The 21,723-nt window shown below is 60.0% G+C and carries 22 protein-coding genes; 14 read left to right on the top strand and 8 right to left on the bottom strand.

Features of this window, described 5'->3' with window-relative positions:
- The first annotated feature begins 1 nt into the window (after position 1).
- From mobA to FDG13_RS08655, 5 genes are all read left to right on the top strand, one after another.
- Positions 2-637: a molybdenum cofactor guanylyltransferase MobA gene (mobA, locus tag FDG13_RS08675; protein ID WP_180126803.1), complete on the top strand. Its 636-nt coding sequence runs from the start codon at positions 2-4 to the stop codon at positions 635-637.
- On the top strand, positions 634-1,971 hold the full coding sequence (glp, locus tag FDG13_RS08670; protein ID WP_180126801.1) for a gephyrin-like molybdotransferase Glp: 1,338 nt from the start codon (positions 634-636) through the stop codon (positions 1,969-1,971). Before mobA ends, glp begins: the two co-directional genes overlap by 4 nt.
- Positions 1,972-2,084: 113 nt before the next feature.
- Complete coding sequence (locus tag FDG13_RS08665) at positions 2,085-2,420, top strand: hypothetical protein (protein ID WP_180126799.1); 336 nt, start codon at positions 2,085-2,087, stop codon at positions 2,418-2,420.
- A 122-nt stretch (positions 2,421-2,542) separates the two neighbouring features.
- Entirely contained in the window at positions 2,543-2,881 is a 339-nt protein-coding gene (locus FDG13_RS08660) for a TonB family protein (RefSeq protein WP_180126797.1), read from the top strand.
- Between the two features lie 97 nt (positions 2,882-2,978).
- Positions 2,979-3,425, top strand: coding sequence for a hypothetical protein (locus FDG13_RS08655; RefSeq protein WP_180126795.1), 447 nt, complete (start codon positions 2,979-2,981; stop codon positions 3,423-3,425).
- Positions 3,426-3,454: 29 nt separating this feature from the next.
- On the opposite strand, the gene FDG13_RS08650 is transcribed toward FDG13_RS08655, so the two are convergent.
- From FDG13_RS08650 to FDG13_RS08640, 3 genes are read right to left on the bottom strand one after another with little or no spacing between them, the layout of a single operon-like run.
- On the bottom strand, positions 3,455-3,724 hold the full coding sequence (locus FDG13_RS08650) for a cytochrome C oxidase subunit IV family protein (RefSeq protein WP_180126793.1): 270 nt from the start codon (positions 3,722-3,724) through the stop codon (positions 3,455-3,457).
- Positions 3,725-3,737: 13 nt separating this feature from the next.
- Positions 3,738-4,331 (bottom strand): cytochrome c oxidase subunit 3, encoded by a 594-nt coding sequence (locus FDG13_RS08645; protein ID WP_180126791.1) that lies wholly within the window; start codon positions 4,329-4,331, stop codon positions 3,738-3,740.
- Positions 4,332-4,349: 18 nt separating this feature from the next.
- Complete coding sequence (locus tag FDG13_RS08640; RefSeq protein WP_180126789.1) at positions 4,350-5,558, bottom strand: NnrS family protein; 1,209 nt, start codon at positions 5,556-5,558, stop codon at positions 4,350-4,352.
- A 206-nt stretch (positions 5,559-5,764) separates the two neighbouring features.
- Between FDG13_RS08640 and FDG13_RS08635 the strand changes: the two genes are divergently transcribed.
- From FDG13_RS08635 to FDG13_RS08605, 7 genes are all read left to right on the top strand, one after another.
- Complete coding sequence (locus FDG13_RS08635; RefSeq protein WP_180126788.1) at positions 5,765-6,202, top strand: cytochrome c; 438 nt, start codon at positions 5,765-5,767, stop codon at positions 6,200-6,202.
- Between the two features lie 37 nt (positions 6,203-6,239).
- A complete protein-coding gene (locus tag FDG13_RS08630) occupies positions 6,240-7,685 on the top strand; it encodes a cbb3-type cytochrome c oxidase subunit I (protein ID WP_180126786.1) in 1,446 nt (481 codons plus the stop codon).
- The gene (locus FDG13_RS08625; RefSeq protein ID WP_180126784.1) at positions 7,678-8,466 is read left to right on the top strand and encodes a CbbQ/NirQ/NorQ/GpvN family protein; all 789 of its coding nucleotides are present in this window, start codon (positions 7,678-7,680) and stop codon (positions 8,464-8,466) included. The genes FDG13_RS08630 and FDG13_RS08625 overlap by 8 nt, the downstream gene beginning before the upstream one ends.
- Positions 8,456-9,454, top strand: coding sequence for a 4Fe-4S binding protein (locus tag FDG13_RS08620; RefSeq protein ID WP_180126783.1), 999 nt, complete (start codon positions 8,456-8,458; stop codon positions 9,452-9,454). Before FDG13_RS08625 ends, FDG13_RS08620 begins: the two co-directional genes overlap by 11 nt.
- Complete coding sequence (locus FDG13_RS08615) at positions 9,454-11,289, top strand: nitric oxide reductase activation protein NorD (protein WP_180126780.1); 1,836 nt, start codon at positions 9,454-9,456, stop codon at positions 11,287-11,289. Before FDG13_RS08620 ends, FDG13_RS08615 begins: the two co-directional genes overlap by 1 nt.
- A gap of 88 nt (positions 11,290-11,377) precedes the next feature.
- On the top strand, positions 11,378-12,082 hold the full coding sequence (locus FDG13_RS08610; RefSeq protein WP_180126778.1) for a Crp/Fnr family transcriptional regulator: 705 nt from the start codon (positions 11,378-11,380) through the stop codon (positions 12,080-12,082).
- Between the two features lie 283 nt (positions 12,083-12,365).
- Positions 12,366-15,272 (top strand): adenosylcobalamin-dependent ribonucleoside-diphosphate reductase, encoded by a 2,907-nt coding sequence (locus tag FDG13_RS08605; protein WP_180126776.1) that lies wholly within the window; start codon positions 12,366-12,368, stop codon positions 15,270-15,272.
- A gap of 70 nt (positions 15,273-15,342) precedes the next feature.
- Here FDG13_RS08605 and FDG13_RS08600 read toward each other — a convergent pair whose 3' ends face one another.
- Genes FDG13_RS08600 through FDG13_RS08580 form a run of 5 tightly spaced genes read right to left on the bottom strand, consistent with a single transcriptional unit; the run spans position 15,343 to position 20,316 of the window.
- Positions 15,343-15,780: a universal stress protein gene (locus tag FDG13_RS08600; RefSeq protein WP_180126774.1), complete on the bottom strand. Its 438-nt coding sequence runs from the start codon at positions 15,778-15,780 to the stop codon at positions 15,343-15,345.
- Between the two features lie 44 nt (positions 15,781-15,824).
- Entirely contained in the window at positions 15,825-17,450 is a 1,626-nt protein-coding gene (locus FDG13_RS08595; protein WP_180126772.1) for an NAD(P)-binding protein, read from the bottom strand.
- 3 nt (positions 17,451-17,453) lie between these two features.
- Positions 17,454-18,458 carry a thiamine pyrophosphate-dependent enzyme gene (locus FDG13_RS08590; RefSeq protein ID WP_180126770.1) on the bottom strand — a complete coding sequence of 335 codons (1,005 nt, stop codon included), beginning with the start codon at positions 18,456-18,458 and terminating at the stop codon, positions 17,454-17,456.
- A 21-nt stretch (positions 18,459-18,479) separates the two neighbouring features.
- Positions 18,480-19,733, bottom strand: a complete 1,254-nt coding sequence (locus FDG13_RS08585) for a transketolase C-terminal domain-containing protein (protein WP_180126768.1) — start codon at positions 19,731-19,733, stop codon at positions 18,480-18,482.
- Complete coding sequence (locus tag FDG13_RS08580; protein ID WP_180126766.1) at positions 19,726-20,316, bottom strand: 2-oxoacid:acceptor oxidoreductase family protein; 591 nt, start codon at positions 20,314-20,316, stop codon at positions 19,726-19,728. The genes FDG13_RS08585 and FDG13_RS08580 overlap by 8 nt, the downstream gene beginning before the upstream one ends.
- Before the next feature lie 131 nt (positions 20,317-20,447).
- On the opposite strand from FDG13_RS08580, the gene FDG13_RS08575 reads away from it, so the two are divergent.
- A complete protein-coding gene (locus FDG13_RS08575) occupies positions 20,448-21,038 on the top strand; it encodes a hemerythrin domain-containing protein (protein WP_370528196.1) in 591 nt (196 codons plus the stop codon).
- 105 nt (positions 21,039-21,143) lie between these two features.
- Entirely contained in the window at positions 21,144-21,602 is a 459-nt protein-coding gene (locus FDG13_RS08570) for a RidA family protein (RefSeq protein ID WP_180126764.1), read from the top strand.
- The last annotated feature ends 121 nt before the right edge of the window (positions 21,603-21,723 follow it).

The following is a 21,723-nucleotide window of genomic DNA, read 5'->3' as shown; positions in this document are numbered from 1 at the left end:
CATGATTGAGCCCTCGGACATCACCGCATTGATCCTGGCAGGCGGGCGCGGCACACGTATGGGTGGTGTGGACAAAGGTTTGCTGCTTTTCAACGGAGTGCCGCTGGCACAACACACGCACCAGCGCCTGCGAAGCAGTGGTGGTGTTGGTCACATGGTGATCAATGCCAATCGCCATCAGAACACCTATGCAGCGTTTGGGGTGCCGGTGGTGTCGGATGCGCAGGCCGATTTCGCCGGGCCACTGGCGGGTTTTCTGGCCGGGCTGACGCACTGCACAACGCCCTATCTGCTGACTGTGCCCTGCGACACCCCACTTTTCCCGCTGGACCTGGCCAGCCGTCTGGCAGCCGCACTGGAGGCAAACCAAGCTGACATCGCGATGGCCAGCGCGCCAGAAGTTGATGACAACGGTCAGCAACAACTGCGCCCGCAACCAGTGTTTTGCCTGATGCGCCAGAAACTGCTGGCCAGCCTGACACACTTCACCCAAGCCGGTGGCCGCAAGGTGGGCGCCTGGACCACGCAGCACCACACCGTGTTGGTGCCGTTTGACCGCCCCGGTGACGACCCGCAGGCCTTTTTCAACGCCAACACCCCGACCGAACTCCATCAGGCCGAGCGCCACAGCCCATGAACACACTGGACCAGATAACAACCAACCCGGTCGGCTACAACCCGCACAACATGTCTGCCGACAGCGTGACAAGCTTTTTGGAACAACTGGTGCAACCGGTGACCGAGGTTCAGCAGTTGGGCCTGTGCCAGGCGCTCGGGCGGGTACTGGCGGCAGACATCATCTCGCCCATCAGTGTGCCACCGCACAACAACTCGGCCATGGACGGCTATGCTTTTAAAAGCAGCCAGCTCAAGCCTGGTGAGGGCTTGCAGTTAAAAATCGTTGGAACCGTGCTGGCCGGCCAAGCCTGGCGCGGCACCATTCAAAGTGATGAATGCCTGCAGATCATGACCGGCGCCATGATGCCCCCCGGCCTGGACACCGTGGTGCCGCAGGAGCTGGTCAAACACACCAATACCCACATAGACTTGCCGCCAGATATCGTGCGGCCCGGCGACAACTGCCGCCTGATGGGTGAAGACCTGTTAGAAGGCCAGCCCGCGCTGCACAAAGGGGAGCTGTTGACCCCCGCTGCACTTGGGCTGGTGGCCAGTTTGGGCCTACAAACCGTGCCCGTGTGGCGGCCTTTGAAAGTGGCCACCTTCTCCACCGGCAACGAAATCCTGAGCCTGGGTGAGCCACCCCGCCCCGGCGCGGTGTATGACAGCAACCGCTACACCCTGTTTGGCCTGCTGACCCGGCTTGGGTGTGAGGTGATCGACCTGGGGGTGGTGCGCGACGAACCGGCCGCATTACAAGCCGCTTTTGAACAAGCCGCCAGCCAAGCCGACGCCATCATCAGCAGCGGCGGCGTCAGCGTGGGTGAGGCCGACCACACCAAACAGATCATGGCCCAGCTCGGTGAGGTGGCCTTCTGGCGTGTCGCCATGCGCCCCGGTCGCCCGCTGGCGGTGGGCCGGATCTTCAAAGACAAATTGGCCTCTAGCCCTTTTACCAAAAGGGCTGATAGCTATGAAAATGACAATATTCCGGCTGACTCAGCCATCCTGTTTGGCCTGCCCGGCAACCCGGTGGCGGCCATGGTGAGTTTTCTGGCCTTTGTGCGCCCTGCCCTGTTGCGTTTGATGGGTCACCATGCTGAAGCACCACCGCTGTTGCAAGCCCATGCCAGCGACCTCATCCCCAAAAAACCCGGCCGCACCGAGTACCAGCGCGGCATCGTCAGCACTGCAGCTGACGGCACGTTACAGGTCCGAACCACCGGCAACCAGGGCTCAGGGGTCCTCAGCTCCATGGCCCGCGCCAATGGCCTGATTGTGCTGGCCCACGACCAGGGCACAGTCCAGGTCGGTGAGCTGGTCAAGGTGATGATGTTTGATGGGGTGATGTGAGGGGGCGCCCTGACGGATAAGCAAGTTGCCCTGTTTTTCCATAGCGATTCACTCGCCAAGCAACAGATGTTCAAGCCAAATTTGCCGATTACATTACTGAAAACACACACACAGTGGATACCAACATGGGCGTGATATCTCAAAAATTGTCATTGCGACACATTCTGCGTAGAGACATAGTCTTGACCATTCTTAGTTTTTTAGGCGGATGGGGGATCTCTCACGTCTACTATCTCAAGGCGCTCAACGACGTCAAAGCTGACGCCGAGGAACAACAAAGAGTACAAGAGCTTGTCCTTCGAGGAATCGAGAGTATTGGAACCATCAAGTATTCCCGTGATAGTTCAGGGAAAGTAGTCGGCGTCGTTGTCGAGCTAAGAGCTTCTGGTTCTGCAAGCGCAGCTGCGACGGCTGGTTTGTCGGACATTCCTACCAGCAATGCGAAATAGCTTGCCCAACCCGTCATATGTACCCACAGTAACCGCAAGAAACTGACCGATTCATGTCTCAATTCAAGAAGCTACTTCTTAGCCTAGCCACCGTGCTCAGCTTGACAGGCCTCTCCTGCCCTATGGCCGCGGCAGATTCAGCCGGGCCAGCCTGGCCAACCACAGTGGTCAAGTTTGAGGATCTTCGCCCGCTCACCCACTTCAAACTCCAGGTTCCTGGTCTGGTGGCCAAGGGGCGGGTCACGGGTCCGGCCATCCTGCAGGCCCACATCAATTCCGAAGGTTTGGTGACCAGAACGGCGCTGCTGGCGTCTTGCGGGAACCCCGATCTGGACGAAGCGTCCTTACACGCCATGCGTGTCATGCAGTTCCAGCCCTACACACTGGACGGCGCGCCAAGCGAGGTGACCCTGGTTGTACCCATTCATGTGCCAGCCCGGCTCGGCAGGTCGCCACGTTAGGCAAATGAGTTCACTGGGCCATGACACCCAAGCAGCAAGCTTGACTCGGCGGCCGAGGGTAGCTGCAAGCCCATCGACCAAAGAAGGAAGTTTTTTTATGAAGATCAACACCGACTCACATCCCACGTTCACCACACAGCGTGCTCACGCCGCCACAGCCACAAACACCCAGTCCACATCGTTTTCGTCCGCACTGGCCGCCGCAACGGCGGAAGCCCCCGGCGTCAAACAAGCAGATTTCACCAGCATGACGCGCCAAGACCTGTTTGATTGGATGAATGGGCAAATCCGCAGCGGCAACATGTCACTCGACGAGAGTTCGGCTTTTCTGGGGATGACCATGAAGGTCTCGGTGGCGACGGGTCAGCCTGTGGACATGGCCACAGACAGCACGCGCATCAACTTCGTGGAGAAAGCCCGCGCGGGAATTGAGGGCGCCTTGTCTCGCAACGATCCAGATCTGGCCAAGAGATTGCAGCTGGCCCTCACAAACATGCAAAAGCATCTTGGCCCAACCAATGGCGCGGATACGGGCGCACGTTGAATATCAACGCGCAGGCCATCTTGCCCAGATCAGGCCATGGCCAGCCAATACGCCAGCACACACAGCGCCGTCACGATCAGTAGCCAACCTGTCAAAAGCCGACGCCACAATGGCGGTGCGTGGCGTAATTCCATGAAGTCGTTGATCACCCACAGTCCTTTGAACACCGCCAACGCAAACATCAGCAAGACCGGGCCCAGATGGCCTGTTCCCACCTGGCCGGACTCACCCAGCCAATAAGTGACGGCGGTTGCCAGCAGCAACAGCATCCAGATCAGGTTGACAGAGGGATGGCGCATGGGGTGTTGGCTCTCAGTGCATGACGTAGATCAGCGGAAACAGCACGATCCACAACAAATCGACCATGTGCCAGAACGCGCCACCCGTCTCCAGGGCATGGTGGTCGTGGCTGCCATAGTTTCCCTGCGCGGTTCTGACGGCCAGAATCCCCAGAAACACCATGGCTGCCAGCACATGAAAAAAGTGAAAGCCGGTGATCAAAAAATAAAACATGTAGAAGGTGTTGGTCGACAGGTCCAACCCGGCGTCCCATTTGGCGTTGTACTCGGTGAGTTTGATCAATACAAAGGCTCCCCCACACAACAGGGCAGCAACCATCCAGCGCACACCGGTGGCGCAGGCATCGACCTTGACAGCGCGCACGGCCCGCACCACACACCAACTGCCGGTGATGAGCAGCGCGGTGTTGATCCCACCCAAACTCAGATCCAGCGTGCTTTGGGAGGTATTGAACAGCGCCACATCACGGGTGCGGGCAAAGGCATACGACAGGAAAAAAATGCCAAACGCCAGCATTTCAGCCAGGATGATCAGCCACACCGCCAGGTCCCCCACCAGCCGTGGCTCTTGCCGCTCAGGTGTGTCTACACCTGCTGGTGCGGGCATGTGGACTATGTTCAAAACTCAACCGTCCTTGCCATCCAAACGCGTAGCCATCAACCAGGGCGTAAACACCCACAGATACAGCCCAAACGCCAGGCTCCAGGCCGTGGCGGCCAGCATCAGCAGCAGGCTGTAATGCTGGATCAGCAGGCTGGAGGCCAGTACCCGGCACACGGTGGCCAGCATCACCAGCACATACATCACCACCTCGGGTTTGGAAGCCATGATGGGCCGCCCAGTGTGGCCACGTGCGGTGCGAGTCACCATGCCGATGATCAGGCCACCGGTGGCGCCCAACCCCAGGGCGTGCACCCCGGCAGACACCGGCAGCCAGCCCAGTTGGGCCAGCGCCAGCAAGCCCAGGGCCAGCGCGATCCAGGCATAGGACAGGTGCAAGATCCACAGAATGGGGCGATTCATCGTCACGCCCGGACGCCAGCCCCACAGCCGCAGCGCTTGGGCCACACCGGCTAGAGCCAGCACCACAGCGCTGACAGCGTTGGCTGGCAGCAGCACCCACATCGCCAGACCAAGCGCCGTCAGGGCCAGTGTCACCCGTTCACGCAGGGTTGACGCTTCCAGCTTCAGGCCAGGGGTCACGGTCATGGTGAACATCGGCACCACCCGCCCAGCAATCACGGTTTCGATCACCGTGATCAACGCCAGCGCGGCGTACAAGGTTTGCATCGGGTTGATGTCCAGCACACCCAGGGTCGCCAGATGGAACAAGCCGTTGGCAGTGGCCAGCAGCAGCAAAACCAGCGCCAGGGGCATGTTGCGGTAATTTTTGGCACGCCACAACAAGCTGGCAAAAATCAGCGCCACCAGCGGCAGCAGGGCCACATCCAGCACCGCATAAACCAGTGCTGAACCGAAAAGCGAGGCCAGCCGTGCGGCCAGCCACAGCAGCACCAGCGCTCCCAGCAGCGGGCCACGCGGGGTGTCCAGGCCGGTCCAGTTTTTGCCCGCCGTCATCAGAAAACCCACGATGACCGCCGCGGCAAAACCAAACAACATCTCGTGGGCATGCCACAACAAGGGTGACACCGCCGGTGTGAACGTGAGTGTGCCCAGAAACAGGAACAGCCACAGCGGCACCATCAACGCCGCCACCAGCGCACCCCCCAGGTAAAACGGACGGAATCCGAGGCGCAGCAATGGCCAGCCTTTGGGGGGTGGTGTGGCCGGTTGGCCGGTGGAAAAGATCGGAAGGGACGTTGTCTTGCTCATGGCGTGTGGGTGCCGGTTGCACCGGGCGGTTCGTTCAGTCAAAACCCATTATGGGAAAACCCTGGTGCGCTGTCCTTGAACTACTTCAAGAAGCCATGCTGCCAACATAAAAAACATGATTCGCATCAATTCTTGAAGTGGTTCAAGGACACAACTGCGGGCGCCCCCTAACCTCCGACTGTCACTTTTTTAAGGAGCGTTCCAGCATGAGTCAACCCAAAGCCAGCGGCTTTACCAAGCAGATGGCCCGCAACATGTTTTATGGCGGGTCGGTGTTTTTTATCTTTGTGTTTGCCGCGTTGATCTTCGACAGCGAGCGCAAGATTCCCCAGCGTTCCAACGCCCAGGCACTCACCGAGCAGGTGGTGCGTGGCAAACAGCTGTGGGAGACACGCAACTGCATTGGCTGCCACACCTTGCTGGGTGAAGGCGCCTACTTTGCGCCTGAGCTCGGCAATGTCTACAAGCGTCGCGGGCCGGACTTCATCAAGGCCTGGATCGCCTCTCAACCCACCCACATTGAGGGGCGCCGGCAAATGCCGCAGTTCAACTTCACACCTGAACAGCTGGACGACCTCACCGAGTTCCTGCGTTGGACGGGCGAGATCAACACCGAAAACTGGCCACCGAACATTGAAGGCTGAAACGTGAAGCAGAACAGAACACTTTAGGAACCCTCACATGCAAGCTATCACACTCAAATACAAGTCGCAGGGCGTCGCCAAGTACTACTTCATTGCGGCGCTGGTGCTGTTCACGGCACAGATCATTTTTGGCATCACGCTCGGGCTGCAGTACGTGATTGGCGACTTCGCCTTTCCGTACATCCCGTTCAACCAGGCGCGCATGGTGCACACCAACCTGCTGATCGTCTGGTTGCTGTTTGGTTTTATGGGTTCAGCATACTACCTGGTGCCCGAAGAGTCCGAGACCGAGTTGTACAGCCCCAAACTGGCGATGGTCCTGTTCTGGGTTTTCCTGGTGGCCGGTGCACTGACCATCGTCGGTTACCTGGCGGTGCCTTATGCCAAGCTGGCCGAACTGACCGGCAACGAGCTGCTCAAAACCATGGGACGCGAGTTTCTGGAGCAACCCTTACCCACCAAAGTGGGCATTGTGGTGGTCTGCCTGGCCTTTTTGTTCAACATCAGCATGACCGTGCTCAAGGGCCGCAAAACCAGCATTTCGCTGGTGCTGCTGATGGGCTTGTGGGGGCTGGCGCTGATGTTCCTGTTCAGCTTTGTCAACCCCGACAACCTGGTGCGCGACAAGATGTACTGGTGGTTTGTGGTGCACCTGTGGGTCGAAGGAACCTGGGAGCTGATTCTGGGCGCGCTGCTGGCTTTTGTGCTGGTCAAGACCACCGGTGTGGACCGTGAGGTGATCGACAAATGGCTCTATGTGATCATTGCCATGGCGCTGATCACCGGCATTCTGGGCACCGGCCACCACTTCTTCTTCATCGGTATGCCGGGTTACTGGCAGTGGGTGGGCAGCATCTTCTCGGCCATGGAACCGATTCCGTTTTTCATGATGACGGTGTTTGCCTTCAACATGGTGCAGCGCCGCCGCCGTGACCACGTCAACCAGGCCGCCTTGTTGTGGGCAGTAGGTTGCTCGGTGGTGGGTTTCCTCGGCGCTGGGCTGTGGGGCTTCATGCACACCCTGAGCGCGATCAACTACTACACCCACGGCAGCCAGATCACGGCGGCCCACGGCCACTTGGCGTTTTACGGTGCTTATGTGCTGGTGGTGATTGCGATGATCAGCTACGCCATGCCGACGCTGCGCGGTTTTGAAGCCAACAACCGCCGCGCCCAGGCCTTTGAGATGTGGTCGTTCTGGATCATGACCATCAGCATGGGTCTGATGGTGCTGGCGCTCACCGGTGCCGGCATCCTGCAGGTGTGGTTGCAACGCATGCCCACCGACGGTACGGCCATGCCCTTCATGGCCACCCAAGAGCAGTTACGTTTCTTTTACTGGCTGCGTGTGGGGGGTGGTGTGGGCTTCCTCGCCGGATTGTTGACCTACCTGTACAGCTTTTTTGCAGCACCCGGCAGCCAGGACAGCGAGGAACAAAGCAGCACCGGCCTGTTCCAACTGAGGCCACAACAGCGTGTCTGAGATCCCGTTTTACGCCCAGCAGGGCAACGAGTGTGGGCTGTTTGAACACGCCTTTGATCAGCAGCTGCCGCTGCTGATCAAAGGGCCCACAGGCTGTGGCAAGACCCGTTTTGTCGAGCACATGGCCGCCCGGCTGCAGCGCCCGCTGGTCACCGTGTCCTGCCATGACGACCTGAGTGCGTCCGACCTGGTAGGCCGTTTTCTGATCGGCAACGGCAGCACCCAGTGGTCGGACGGGCCGCTGGCACGGGCGGTGCGCCTGGGGGCCATCTGTTACCTGGATGAAGTGGTGGAGGCGCGCAAGGACACCACGGTGGTCTTGCATCCGCTGGCAGACGACCGGCGCATCCTGCCGATTGAGCGCACCGGTGAACAACTGCAAGCCCCACCCGAGTTCATGCTGGTGATCTCCTACAACCCGGGGTATCAGAACCTGCTCAAGGGTCTGAAACCCAGCACACGCCAGCGTTTTGTGGCGCTGAGTCTGGGTTACCCCAATGCCGAGGTGGAACTGGCCATCGTCCAGAAGGAAACCGGCCTGCCCCAGGCCCAGGCGCAGCAACTGGTGCAGCTGGCCAAGGCCCTGCGCAGCCTGACCGACCAGGACCTGGAAGAAACCGCCAGCACCCGTTTGCTGGTGTCGGCCGGGCGGCTGGTGGCCAGCGGCCTGTCGATGCGCCAGGCCTGCCACGCGGCCATTGTGGACGCCCTCACCGACGACGCAACAACCGCACAAGCACTCGACGAGGTGATGCGGGCCTTGTTTGGTGATGCTGCCTGATTTGTCGCACCCCGCTGCAGCGCTGGCCAAGCCGGTGACGTCGGCCCGGCGCGGCCTGGGTCGGCAGGACTGGCGACGTATTACCCAAACCGGCTTTTTCCTGCTGTTTCTGCTGGCCCCGGCGCTGAACCTGCTGCGTTTTGACCTGACTGAGGCACAACTCTGGTTTCTGGGTTTGCGCTGGTCACTGGGCATCGACGCGCTGGCGCGCGGGGAAATAGACGCCACCACCGCTGCGCTACACATTTTATGGCGTGCTTTCCTTCCTGCAATTGGGTTAGTGGTCATTTTTATCACTATTGCTTACCGTCATGGACGGCTGTACTGCGGCTGGTTGTGCCCGCATTTTTCGATGGTGGAGATGCTCAACGGTCTGCTGCAGCGCGCCTGCGGCAAGCTCAGCCTGTGGGACAGCAGTCCCACACCCCGCGCGGGCCAGCTGCCCAACACCCGTTGGTGGCCGCTGTTTGGCCTGAGCTGTGGGCTGGTGGGTTTTGCCTGGGCCATCACCTTGCTGACCTATCTGTTACCCCCCGCTGTGATCTGGGGCAATCTGGTGCACGGCAGCTTGACGCCCAACCAGCTTCGTTTTCTGGGTGTGGCAACGTTGTTGGTCAGCCTGGAGCTGGCCTTTGCCCGCCATCTGTTTTGCCGTTTTGGTTGTGCAGTGGGCTATTTCCAGAGCCTAGCCTGGATGGCCAACCCCAAAGGGATGGTTGTGGCCTTTGAGCGCGAACGCGCCAAGGAGTGCAAAACCTGTGACGCACCGCGTGGCAGTGCCTGTGACAACGCCTGCCCGATGCGACTCAACCCGCGCAACATCAAACGCATGATGTTCTCGTGTGTGCAATGTGGCCAATGCCTGGATGCCTGCGAGACCTCCCAAGGCGACCAGCAACGCAGCCCCACGCTGGAATGGCGTATTGGCACTGACGCACTGCGCGAGACCCTGCGCCAGCGCGCCCAAATCCGTCAAGAGGCGCCCTGATGGAAGAAATGGTGGGCCAATGGTGGCACCAGGCCATCACCCGGTTGGCGCGGGTGGAGCATCCCAAGGCCACGGTAACTTTGACAGAGGTGCAAAAGTCCATCGGTATTCTGTTTCGCAGCGCAGGCGGTGGCGCGGCCACACGGCTGACCCAGGCCAGTCAACAGCTTGTAGGTGGTCAACGCGGCTGGTTACAACGCCTGTCTGGCAGCGGCCAGCGGGCAGCCTTGGCCCAGTGGGAGCCCGATGTGCTGGCCCTGCCGAGCCAACTGGCAGTGTTTGAGACAGCAGCCCTGAACCGCGACCTGTACCTGTGGCTGGCCCTGTTATCGGCTTTTTTTGAGGACACCCAGGACTGGTTGGGTGACAACCATCGGGCCACCAAAATGACCTTGAGCGCTTTTCCAGGCTTCGTAGCTCGCTATGATTTTTTGGTACAAGACCACCTGGCACAACGCCCGAATCTGGCCACATTGCGCGGCCCGGACCGGTTGGCCGAAGAACTGGTGCAAGCTCATTTGCGTGGCCAGACCACCACCAGCCAACTGGCAACTGTCAACCCACAAGACGTGGCCCCGGTGTGGTTGTGGCTCAGCGCTTTTGGTACACAACAAGGGCCAAAAACATCTCGGGACCAGCCCCCCACAGTCCAGCCTGCAAAAACGACCTCCAGCGCCGAAACCCAACGCCGCCGCACCCGCCGCGCCGAGGAGCAGGACAAACGCCAGGCGCTGGTGCTGCCGTTTCACAGCGGCGGGTTGATGACCTGGAGTGAACACGTCAAGGTCAACCGGGGTACCGATGACGAGGACGATGGCAACGCGCTGACCGCCGCCAACGACATGGACGCGCTAACCATCGCCCCGGACGGCCAAACCCTGGCCAGTCGGGTCAGGTTTGACCTGGACCTGCCCAGCGCCAGCGCCGATGATGTGCCGCTGGGGCCGGGCTTGCCATTGCCCGAATGGGACTACCGCAAGAGTGCCCTGCTGCCCGGGCACTGTGTGGTGCAGGTGATGCAGGCCCGCCAGGCGCCGACTTTTGTGCCCAGCCCTGCCCTCAAACTCACAGCCCGCCGTATCCGGCGCAAACTCGAAACCCTGCGCGACGCACCCCGGCCCCAACACGGCCAGGACAGCGGCGACGACATCGACCTGGACGCCTGGGTGCGTTTTAACGCCGACCAACAAGGCGCAGGTGGACTGCACACCGATTCACCACCGATCTACACCCGCCGTGCGCTCAGCGAGCGCAGCCTGGCCACGCTGCTGATGGCCGATTTGTCACTCTCCACCGATGCCTACGCCACACCCACCGAGCGGGTAATTGATGTGATCCGGGATGCCTTGTACGTGTTTGGTGAGGCACTCAGTGCGGTGGACGACCCGTTTGCGGTATGGGGTTTCAGCTCGGTGCGACGAAACCACGTGCGCCTGCAACACCTCAAGGCCTTTGACGAACCCTGGAACGAGAGCTGCCGTGCCCGGGTTGGCGCGATCCGCCCAGGGTATTACACCCGCATGGGTGCAGCGGTGCGTCACGCCACGCAGCAACTGGCTGGCCGGGGTGAGCAGCGCCGCCTGTTGATGCTGCTGACCGACGGCAAACCCAATGACCTGGATGTGTACGAAGGCCGCTACGGCCTGGAAGACACCCGCCAGGCCATTCGCGAAGCACAAGCCGTTGGCCTGTCAACCTTCTGCGTCACCATCGATGAAAAGGCGCATGACTATCTGCCCATGTTATTTGGCCAGCAAGGCTACGCGCTGGTACACCGACCGCACGACCTGGTGAAACAACTCACCCAAGCATGGGCAAACCTGTCGCGGCGCTGAAACAACACAGCACAGTGGTATGGTGGCGAGCCCCATGATGGACCCACAAGCAGCAGCGCCCGATGTAACTGCTTGAGACAAACACCTTATGAAAAACAACAACGCTACTTTTGACATCCAGCGTTACCTGGCAGTCATGCCGCTGTTCAGCGACCTGTCCAACGAAGAACGTGCCCGTCTGTCTGAGGGCTGCCAGCTCAAACGCTTCGCCCGGGGTGAGATGGTGTTTCGCACCGGTGACCCGTGTGACGCCTTTTATGTGGTGGTGGTCGGCCAGGTCAAGCTGTTCATGCTGGCGCCCAGCGGCCAGGAAAAAGTGATCGAAATTGTGGGCCCGGGACAGAGTTTTGCCGAGGCCATTGTGTTTCTGGACATCCCGTACATGATCAATGTGCAGTCGCTGGCCGACAGCCTGCTGCTCAGTGTGGGCAAACAGGCGGTGTTCAAGGAAATTGAGCAGGACCACCGTTTTTCGCTGCACATGCTGGCGGGCATCTCCAAGCGCCTGCATGGCCTGGTGCACGACGTGGAAGGGTATGCGCTGCGCAGCGGCATGCAGCGACTGATCGGTTTCTTGCTGCGGGATGTAGAGCAGGATGGCCAGATACAGTCTGGGGTTGTGACCGTTTCCTTGCCTGTCAGCAAAGCCACCATCGCATCCCGACTGTCACTCACCCCCGAGTATTTTTCCCGGGTGTTGCGCGAATTGGAGACCGAGGGCCTGATTCAGGTCGACAAACGCGAGATCCGTATCCTGGACGTGCGCCGCCTGGCCAACTACGGCTCGCAATAAGCCGCCAGACACCTTGGCAACGCCTCGTGCAGGGGAAGTTTGCGAGACACCATCTGCCTTGCAGTTTTAGTTTTGCTCAATCAGCAAACCTTGATTTGTGCAAAAAATCACTGTTTCAGCCAGCAATCGATCAAAAAATAGAACACCATAGGTGGTAAGATTTCGCCCCGAGAACACTACATGTAGTGTCCGGAGCCGGTTTTGATACTCAGGCAGGCTGATCAAGAAGTCCCTGAACCTTAATCAAACCCTTTATTTCGCGCTCACTTTTTAGGATCAATCCATGGCACTGCACACCCCAGAGCAAGCTCACACCGCCCTGTCACTCCCACCCCAACCCATCAGCGAAGAAGTGCTGATTGAGAAATACAGCAAAGGTGAGGAGCGCAGCATTGCCGACGTCAACCTGCGGGTGGCGCGAGCACTGGCCAGTGTGGAGTTGCCTGAGCAGCAAAAGCAGTGGGAAGGCAAGTTTCTGGAGGCCTTACAAGCCGGTTTCCTGCCCGCAGGCCGCATCCAGTCGGCCGCTGGCACCACCTTGTCGGCCACGCTGATCAATTGTTTTGTACAACCCGTGGGTGACTCGATCGCCCATGTGGAAGATGGCCATCCCGGCATCTACACCGCGTTGACCGAAGCCGCCGAGACCATGCGCCGTGGTGGTGGTGTGGGTTATGACTTCTCGCGCATCCGCCCGCGTGGCGCCTGGGTGGGCAGCACCCAAAGCAGCGCCTCCGGCCCGGTGAGTTATATGCGGGTGTTTGACCGCTCGTGCGAAACGGTTGAATCTGCCGGTGCACGCCGTGGCGCCCAGATGGGTGTGCTGCGCTGTGACCACCCGGACATCGAAGAATTCATCCACGCCAAAGACAAGGGCGACTTGAAAAACTTCAACATCTCGGTCGGTGTCACCGACGAATTCATGAAGGCCGTGCAAGCCGATGGCGACTTCACACTGGTGCACCGTGCCGAACCGGGCGTGCCCCAAAAAGAAGCTGGCGCCTACCAGAACAAGGACACTGGCATCTGGGTCTACCGCAAACTCAAAGCCCGCACCCTGTGGGACCAGATCATGCGCTCCACCTACGACCACGCCGAGCCAGGTGTGTTGTTTCTGGACCAGATCAACCGCGACAACAACCTGTCGTATTGCGAAACCATCGCCAGTACCAACCCCTGTGCCGAACAACCGCTGCCACCGTATGGCTGCTGCTGCCTGGGCTCCATCGACCTGACCCGCTTTGTGCGCAAACCGTTCACCGGCAAGGCCAGCTTTGATGAAGCCGGTTTTGCGGCCGTGGCCCGCGTGGCCGTGCGTATGCTCGACAACGTGTTGGAGGCCACCGTCTGGCCCCTGCCCCAGCAACAACAGGAAGCCGCCAGCAAACGCCGCGTGGGCCTGGGTTTCACCGGTCTGGGCGACACCCTGGTGATGTTGAACCTGCGCTACGACACCCAGCAGGCGCGCGACATGGCACAACGTATCTCGATCCTGATGCGCGACACCGCTTATGACGCCTCGGCCGATCTGGCACAAGAGCGCGGCGCCTTCCCGCTGTTCAACGCTGACCTGTTCCTGAGCGGCCAGACCTTTGCCTCACGTCTGCCTAACAGCCTGAAAGAGCGCATCCGTAAGACCGGCCTGCGCAACTCGCACCTGCTGTCGATTGCCCCCACCGGCACCATCAGCCTGGCCTTTGCCGACAACGCCAGCAATGGCATCGAGCCAGCCTTCAGCTGGACCTACACCCGCAAAAAACGCATGCCCGACGGCAGCTTCAAGGAATACGCGGTGGAAGACCACGCCTGGCGCCTGTTCCGCCACCTCAAGGGTGAGGACACACCATTGACCCCGGCCTTCGTCACCGCGCTGGAAATGAGCGCCCAAGCCCACGAGGAAATGGTGGCTGCGGTGGCACCGTACATCGACACCGCGATCTCCAAAACCGTCAACGTGCCCGCTGACTACCCTTATGAAGACTTCCAGGACCTGTACACCGCAGCCTGGAAATCGGGCCTCAAAGGTCTGGCCACCTACCGGCCCAACAGTGTGCTGGGCTCGGTACTGAGTGTCACCCCCAGCGCGCCCGCCGTGACCAAGCCGCTACAGATCGACAGCGCCAACCACCGTCTGGCGCTGGACCGCCTGCCCGCGCCGGTGCTCTCCAGCCTGCGCTGGCCCGGTCGCCCACAACTGCCGGGTGGCAATTCGGCCTGGACCTTCATGGTGCACCACCCGTTTGGTGACTTTGCCTTGTTCATTGGTGAACTCTCGCCCGAAGAAGGTGGCGCACCTCAGCCGTTTGAGGTCTGGGTGAATGGCTCTGACCAACCCCGTGGCCTGGGTGCCTTGGCCAAAACCCTGTCGATGGACCTGCGCGCCAACGACCCGGCCTGGTTGCAACTCAAGCTTGATGCGCTGGCCACGGTGAGTGAAGAACACGCCTTTGACATGCCTTTCCCGCCGCATGGCGAAAAACGCATGTTCCCGGGTGTGGTGGCTGCCACCGCTGCGGTGATCCGCTGGCGCTGTGAGCAACTCGCGGCCAACGCCAAGTTGCGCACCAGTGAAGCCAAACCCGCCTACACACCGGTGATTGATGCGATGTTCAGCCGTGGTGAGCCCCAGACCGGTACATCCGGCACCCTGGCCTGGTCGGTGGACGTGGACAACCCGGCCACCAGCGAGTCCTTCACTGTGACCCTCAAGGAAGTGAACCTGCCCAGCCATGACGGTGGTGTGGTAACACGCCCTTGTGCCGTGGGTTTCAGCGGCAACTACCCCAAGGCCATGGACGGTCTGGCACGCCTGCTGTCGCTGGACATGCGGGTGATTGATCCAGCCTGGATCGGCATGAAGCTGCGCAAGTTGTTGAACTACGCTGAGCCACTGGGCCACTTCATGGCTTTTGTGCCGGGCCTGCCCAACAACGAGCGCCGCCAGCAGGTGTGGCCATCCACGGTGGCGTACATCGCGCGCCTGATCATTCACCGTTATGCGATGCTGGGTATCCTCAACGAGGAAGGTTTCCCGCTGCGCGACATGGGTGTGCTCGACACACCCGAGACCAAGGAAGCCAGCCACACCATGGCCGGCAAACCCTGCCCCGAATGTGGCAACCCCACCGTCATCCACAAAGATGGCTGTGACTTCTGTACCGCTTGCGGCTACGTGGGTCAGTGCGGTTAAGCTGAAAACAACAAAGGGCCTTTGAGGCCCTTTGTTTGCAACACGACAGCCCCGCTCGGGGCTGTTTTTTTTAGTCGCGCGTCACCAGCACCGGCAGTTTGGTGTGTGACAGAACAGCCTGGGCCACGCTACCGAGCACCAGCTTCTCGAACCCGCTGCGGCCATGTGAACCCATCACGATCAGGTCAGCTTTTAGCGACTCGCCAGCCTCCACAATGCCACGCCAAGCGGTGTGGGCCTCGATGACCGAGGTGTCCACCTTCACACCGGATGCAGCCAGACTTTCCTTGGCCGCATGCACCGCGGCATTGGCCTCGGCGGTGGCGGCACTCAGATACTCGGACTGTCCGTAGGCAAAGTCGGTACCGACCCCGGTGAACGGGTACGGGTCAATGACGTAAATGACCGTCACGGTGCTGTCAAAGGCCTTGGCCAATTCGGTGGCCTTGCCAACCGCCACTTGGGAGGTACGTGAACCATCAACGGGAACCAGAATATGCTTGAACATGATGAACTCCTTCTCAAAATCTTCTCATGTCATTGTGCGCCAATTCAGACCTCTTCAGGCACCATTTTGATAGCGCCACAGGGGCACTCTGACACACAAATGCCGCAGCCCTTGCAGTAGTCGTAATTGAACTCAAACCCGTTGCCGGGACCGAGCTTGATCACCGCGTTGTCGGGACAGACACCGTAACAGTTGTCACACTCAAAACAGTTGCCACAGGACAGGCAGCGCCGGGCCTCAAACAAGGCATTGGTTTCATCCAGGCCCCCCTGCACTTCCTCAAAGGTGGACTGGCGGCGGATGATGTCGAGCACCGGGCGCACCGTCTTGGGGGCGTCGCTGTAGTACCAGGTGTTGAGCTTGTCATAGGTGGCCACGCTGTGTTTAGGCGGTGCCACATAGACCTCACCCTTGAGCCAAGCATCGATGTTGCGCGCCGCCTTCTTGCCGTGGCCAATGGCCACCGTGACGTTGCGCTCAGCGGGCACCATGTCGCCCCCTGCAAAAATACCGGCGTGACCGGTCATCATCTGGGTATTGACCTGCACCACACCGTCTTGCACCACCAGACCTGGCACTTTCTCGATCAGCGACAGATCCACGTCCTGGCCCAGCGCCAGCACCACCGAGTCGGCCTCCAGGGTTTCAAATTCACCCGTGGGTTGCGGAAAACCTTTGTCGTCGAGCACCATTTTTTCAACGGTGATGGAGGCATCCCCAGCCTGTTTGATGGTCGACAACCACTTGATCAACACCCCTTCCTGCAGCGCTTCCTCGACCTCAAAATCATGCGCGGGCATTTTTTCGCGGTTGCGGCGGTAAACGATGATGGACTCGGTAGCACCCAGCCGTTTGGCGGTGCGTGCCACGTCGATGGCGGTGTTGCCACCGCCGTAGATCACCACTTTGCGGCCCAGCAGCGGTTTGTCTTCACCTTCCATCGAGCGCAGCACTGACACCGCGTCGAGCACATGGGCCGAGTCCCCGGCCGGGATGTAGGCACGTTTGGCGATATGGGCGCCTACCGCCAGAAACACCGCGTCAAAACCGCCATCCTGCTTGGCCTGCAACACGTCGGTGACCTTGGTGTTGTACTGGATGCTCACACCCAGATCCACCACCCGCTGGACTTCGTCGTCGAGCACCTGACGTGGCAGACGGTACTGCGGAATACCAAAACGCATCATGCCGCCCGGCAAGGGGCCGGCCTCAAACACCGTTACCGCATGGCCTAGGCACGCCAGATGGTAGGCAGCAGACAGGCCCGACGGCCCGGCGCCCACCACCAGCACTTTTTTGCCACTGGCCGCTGCAGGGGGAGCAAATTTCCAGCCCTGGGCAATCGCTTGGTCACCCAGGAAATGCTCAACCGAGTTGATGCCCACGGCCGCGTCAAGCTGGCCACGGTTGCAGGCCCCCTCGCAGGTGTGGTAACAGACCCGGCCCATGATGGCCGGAAACGGGTTGTCTTCCACCAGGGTGCGCCAGGCCGCCTCGTAGTTGCCCGACTCGGCGTGGAACAGCCAGGCCTGGATGTTTTCACCCGCCGGGCACTCGTGGTTGCAAGGGGGGATGCGACTCAGATAAACCGGGCGCGAGGTGCGCCACGAACCCGTGTGGTTGGCCAGTGAACTGCCGACATCCAATGTGATGGCAAAAGGTTTTTGCATGATTTACCTCACCTCATTTGTTTCCAGCAGGCCAAAACGGCGGATATTGCGGTCGGCCCGCGCCTGCAGGCGGGCCAGCGTGGCCACATCGGGTTGTTTGCCAAACAGATGGGCAAACCGTTTTTGGGGTCGCAGATAGTCTTCAACCGGCACCTGGCGGCGGATCTTGGCCACTCCGGTGACTTCACCACGTTCGGCCTCAAACACCGGGAACACACCACTCTCTACCGCCAGCCGGGCGAGTTTGATGGTGTCGTGTGAGGCCGCCCCCCAGCCCAGCGGACAGGGCACAAAAATGTGGATGTACCGCGCACCATGGATCGACATCGCCTTGGTGACCTTGTATTCCAGGTCATGCAGATCCGCCACGGTGGCGGTGGCGACATAGGGAATCTCATGTGCCATGGCAATCTGCGGCACGTTTTTACCCTGCCCAAAATCGTTGCCGGGATGTTCCCCAAGCGCCATGGTGGTGGCCGTGCGCGCCGCCGGTGGTGTGGCGCTGCTACGCTGCACCCCGGTGTTCATGTAGGCCTCGTTGTCGTAACAGATGTAGAGCACATCGTCGTTGCGCTCAAACATGCCTGACAGGCAGCCAAAACCGATGTCGGTGGTGCCGCCGTCGCCGCCCTGTGCCACCACCCGCACATCGCTGCGGCCTTTGGCTTTCATCGCAGCGGCAATGCCGGTGGCCACTGCTGCGGCATTGCCAAACAGCGAGTGGATCCAGGGTATTTGCCAGGAGGTTTCCGGGTACGGGGTGGAAAACACCTCCAGGCAGCCAGTGGCGTTGGCCGCAATCAGCTGGCCCTTGGTGGCTGCCATGGCGGCGTCGATGGCGTAGCGGGCGCCCAGCGCCTCACCACAGCCCTGACAGGCACGGTGGCCCGAGTTGAGCGAATTGCTGCGCTGCACATTGGCCTGCACACTGCGCTGCTCAGCCGACAGCAGCCGGTTGCCCACGGTGAATGTGCCGGTCTGGTAGAACTTGACCTGTGTTTGTTCCATGATCTTGCCTTCTTGGAGGTTTCAGGACAGACGGGTGTGGACCGTGCCCAGGTCACGCAGCACACCCTCGGCCACCGGGCCGGAGCGGCGGTGGGCTTTTTCGCGGTCCAGCACGCGGTTGACCACCGCCCAGTCCAGATCCAGAAAAGTGAGCAGGTCAAGCTTGTCCGACATGGCCTGCAGCAGCAACTTGTTCACCGAATCCTTGGTGATGGCGCGCCCACCCAACCCAGCCACAACGGTGTAGACCGGTTGCGGGCGGTTGCGCACCGCGCTGCGCACATCGCGCGACACAATGCCACCCACACCCACGGCAAAACACTTCTCGATCACCACAATGCGTTCGGCCCGCACCGTGGCATCACGGATGGCAGAAATCGGGAACGGCCGGTACGAGGTGATGCCCAGCACACCCACCTTGTGCCCCTGGGCACGTAAATCGTCAACCGTGTCCTTGATGGTGCCCAGCACCGAACCCAGGGCAATCACGATGGTGTCGGCGTCTTCGGTCTGGTAAGTCTTGATCAAACCACCTGAGTCACGGCCAAAGATTGCTTTGAATTCTGTAGCAACCTGCGGAATCAGATCAAGGGCTTGCATCTGTTTGGCATGGGCAAGGTAGCGCACCTCGGTGAACGCCTCGGGCCCGACCATGGCGCCAATCGTGACCGGGTCGCTGGGGTCCAGCACCTGACGCGGCTCGTAGGGTGGCAAAAATTTGTCCACCTGCGCCTGGTCCGGCATGTCGACCCGCTCATAAGCGTGGGTCAGGATAAACCCATCCATACACACCATCACCGGCAAAGAGAGTTCCTCAGCAATACGAAAGGCCTGGATGTGCAGGTCCAGCGCTTCCTGGTTGGTCTCAGCAAACAGCTGCAACCAGCCCGCATCACGCATGCTCATGCTGTCGGTGTGGTCGTTCCAGATGTTGATCGGGGCGCCGATGGCACGGTTGGCCACCGTCATCACAATCGGCAGGCCCAGGCCCGAGGCGTTGTAGACCGCCTCGGCCATGAACAACAAACCCTGGCTGGCGGTCGCGGTGTAGGAGCGCGCCCCGGCAGCCGAGGAGCCAATTGCCACACTGAGTGCAGCAAATTCGGACTCGACGTTGATGAATTCACAGCCCTGGAGTTCGCCCGATTTCACCAGCTCACCCAAACCTTCGACGATGTGGGTTTGCGGGGAAATCGGGTAGGCACAGATCACCTCGGGGCGGCTTAATGCCACCGCCTGCGCCACGGCATGGGAGCCTTCACATTGTTCAAGCATGTTGGGTCTCCTCGACTTGTTTTTGCTGCAGCATCACGCTCTCAAACGCCTCTTTGGCAGCGGCCTGGTTGCCCTTGGCCACCGCGCCAGAAAACTTCTGGTCAATCGCCTTGAGCACCGCATCGAGCGAGATCAGGCCACACAGGGCGGCAAACGCCCCGAGCAAAGGCACATTGGGCAGCGCACGGCCCACATGTTTCACCGCCAGCTCACTCGCGGGCACCAGCAGCAGGCGCTCCGGGCGAAAGCCCTTGGCGAACTCCTCCAGCCCCATCTCGTTAAAACTGCGGGTGGTGTTGATCAGGATATAGCCGTCTTTTTTGAGGCCACCAAATACATCCACCTGGTGTAACAAGGTGGGGTCCTGGATGATGATGGCATCGGGCTGCATGATGGGTTCACGCAAGCGGATCTCTTTGTCATCCATACGGCAAAACGCCACCACCGGAGCGCCGGTACGCTCCGAACCAAAACTGGGAAAAGCCTGTGCATGGCGTCCGCCCAGAAAGGCTGCGATCGACAACATCTCGGCACCGGTGACCACCCCCTGGCCGCCACGGCCATGGATACGAACCTGAAACATGAGTTGCTCCTCAAATATGCTTATGGCCACCAGACCTGGTTGGCTATTTTGCAAAACGCAATTTAGGTTCATATAGCAAAAAGAGTATTGATGCACATCAAAGACAACTGACACACGACTGACAGCGTCTGATGTCATCTCTGAGCCATGACCTGGGTCAATGCAGAAAAGCTGTTTTTGCCTATGCTGGCACCTTCGTTTTAAAAGGAATCGGTATGGCAGAGTTGCGGTGGTCGGAGAGTTTTGAGATGGGTGTGCCGGTAATGGACCAGACCCATGAGGAATTTATCGATTTGCTGGCGCAAGTTGTGCAGGCAAACGATGCGCAATTGATGGCGCTTTGGAACGCCCTGGTTGAACACACCGTGAGCCACTTTGCACGCGAAGACCGCTGGATGACAGACACAGGTTTTTCCGCCAACAACTGTCACACTCTCCACCACCAGATGGTTCTCAGGGTACTACGTGATGGGAAAAAGCGTGGTGACGCCGGTGAGCTGGCCGTGGTGCGGCAGATGGCTGACGAGTTGAGCATCTGGTTCTCGCAACACGCCAACAGCATGGACGCGGCGCTGGCACAGCACTTGCGACATGTCGGCTACGACGAAACCACTGGCCAGGTACGCTTGACCGAAGCCTTGCCCACCAGCGCCATTGAAGGCTGTCACGGCACCAACTGCACGCCGGACGATGGAGTGCAGGCTAAACTGGCCAACGCATGAGTACAGTAACCTGCGCCCATCAGCCTTCTCGGAATTTCATTTTTAATAGCTATCAGCCCTTATATATCAAGGGCTGGAAGCCTATTTCTTATATACAGGACCACCATGAGCATTTACGACAAACTGACTGAACTCAACATCACCCTGCCCCCTGTGGCCATTCCCGCTGCAGCCTATGTGCCGTTTGTGCAGAGTGGCAACCTGGTGTTTCTGAGTGGCCACATTGCCAAGAAAGACGGCAAAGCCTGGGTCGGCCAATTAGGCAAAAACATCAGCACCGAAGAAGGCAAGCTGGCAGCACGCGCGATTGCCATCGACCTGCTCGGCACTTTGCACGCGGCGGTGGGTGACCTCAACCGCATCAAACGCATCGTCAAACTGATGTCTCTGGTCAACTCCACCGGCGACTTCACCGAACAACATCTGGTGACCAACGGTGCCAGCGAGTTGATCGGCCAGGTGTTTGGGGCTGAAAAAGGGGCCCATGCACGCAGTGCCTTTGGTGTGGCGCAAATCCCGATGGGCGCCTGTGTCGAGATCGAATTGATCGCCGAACTGGCTTAAAAACTCTCCCAATCCGACTCCACCCCAGCCGCCAGCTTGGCCTTGGCTGGTGCAGGGTTGTTGCTCAGTGCGGGCTTGGGTGCCCCAGGCTTGCTCGCAGCCGGTTTGACTGAGGCCGCCA

It is taken from the genome of Rhodoferax sp. BLA1, assembly GCF_013416775.1.
Classification (GTDB): Bacteria; Pseudomonadota; Gammaproteobacteria; order Burkholderiales; family Burkholderiaceae_C; genus Rhodoferax.
The sequence above is the reverse complement of the archived record's forward strand: the minus strand, read 5'-3'. Positions and strand labels throughout refer to the sequence as shown.

Bases quoted from the DNA above. Each gene is read 5' to 3' on its own strand.
- mobA (WP_180126803.1), top strand. From the start codon at position 2: ATGATTGAGCCCTCGGACATCACCGCATTGATCCTGGCAGGCGGGCGC.
- glp (WP_180126801.1), top strand. From the start codon at position 634: ATGAACACACTGGACCAGATAACAACCAACCCGGTCGGCTACAACCCG.
- FDG13_RS08660 (WP_180126797.1), top strand. From the start codon at position 2,543: ATGGCCGCGGCAGATTCAGCCGGGCCAGCCTGGCCAACCACAGTGGTC.
- FDG13_RS08655 (WP_180126795.1), top strand. From the start codon at position 2,979: ATGAAGATCAACACCGACTCACATCCCACGTTCACCACACAGCGTGCT.
- FDG13_RS08650 (WP_180126793.1), bottom strand. From the start codon at position 3,724: ATGCGCCATCCCTCTGTCAACCTGATCTGGATGCTGTTGCTGCTGGCA.
- FDG13_RS08645 (WP_180126791.1), bottom strand. From the start codon at position 4,331: ATGCCCGCACCAGCAGGTGTAGACACACCTGAGCGGCAAGAGCCACGG.
- FDG13_RS08640 (WP_180126789.1), bottom strand. From the start codon at position 5,558: ATGAGCAAGACAACGTCCCTTCCGATCTTTTCCACCGGCCAACCGGCC.
- FDG13_RS08635 (WP_180126788.1), top strand. From the start codon at position 5,765: ATGAGTCAACCCAAAGCCAGCGGCTTTACCAAGCAGATGGCCCGCAAC.
- FDG13_RS08630 (WP_180126786.1), top strand. From the start codon at position 6,240: ATGCAAGCTATCACACTCAAATACAAGTCGCAGGGCGTCGCCAAGTAC.
- FDG13_RS08620 (WP_180126783.1), top strand. From the start codon at position 8,456: ATGCTGCCTGATTTGTCGCACCCCGCTGCAGCGCTGGCCAAGCCGGTG.
- FDG13_RS08615 (WP_180126780.1), top strand. From the start codon at position 9,454: ATGGAAGAAATGGTGGGCCAATGGTGGCACCAGGCCATCACCCGGTTG.
- FDG13_RS08610 (WP_180126778.1), top strand. From the start codon at position 11,378: ATGAAAAACAACAACGCTACTTTTGACATCCAGCGTTACCTGGCAGTC.
- FDG13_RS08605 (WP_180126776.1), top strand. From the start codon at position 12,366: ATGGCACTGCACACCCCAGAGCAAGCTCACACCGCCCTGTCACTCCCA.
- FDG13_RS08600 (WP_180126774.1), bottom strand. From the start codon at position 15,780: ATGTTCAAGCATATTCTGGTTCCCGTTGATGGTTCACGTACCTCCCAA.
- FDG13_RS08595 (WP_180126772.1), bottom strand. From the start codon at position 17,450: ATGCAAAAACCTTTTGCCATCACATTGGATGTCGGCAGTTCACTGGCC.
- FDG13_RS08590 (WP_180126770.1), bottom strand. From the start codon at position 18,458: ATGGAACAAACACAGGTCAAGTTCTACCAGACCGGCACATTCACCGTG.
- FDG13_RS08585 (WP_180126768.1), bottom strand. From the start codon at position 19,733: ATGCTTGAACAATGTGAAGGCTCCCATGCCGTGGCGCAGGCGGTGGCA.
- FDG13_RS08580 (WP_180126766.1), bottom strand. From the start codon at position 20,316: ATGTTTCAGGTTCGTATCCATGGCCGTGGCGGCCAGGGGGTGGTCACC.
- FDG13_RS08575 (WP_370528196.1), top strand. From the start codon at position 20,448: ATGTCATCTCTGAGCCATGACCTGGGTCAATGCAGAAAAGCTGTTTTT.
- FDG13_RS08570 (WP_180126764.1), top strand. From the start codon at position 21,144: ATGAGCATTTACGACAAACTGACTGAACTCAACATCACCCTGCCCCCT.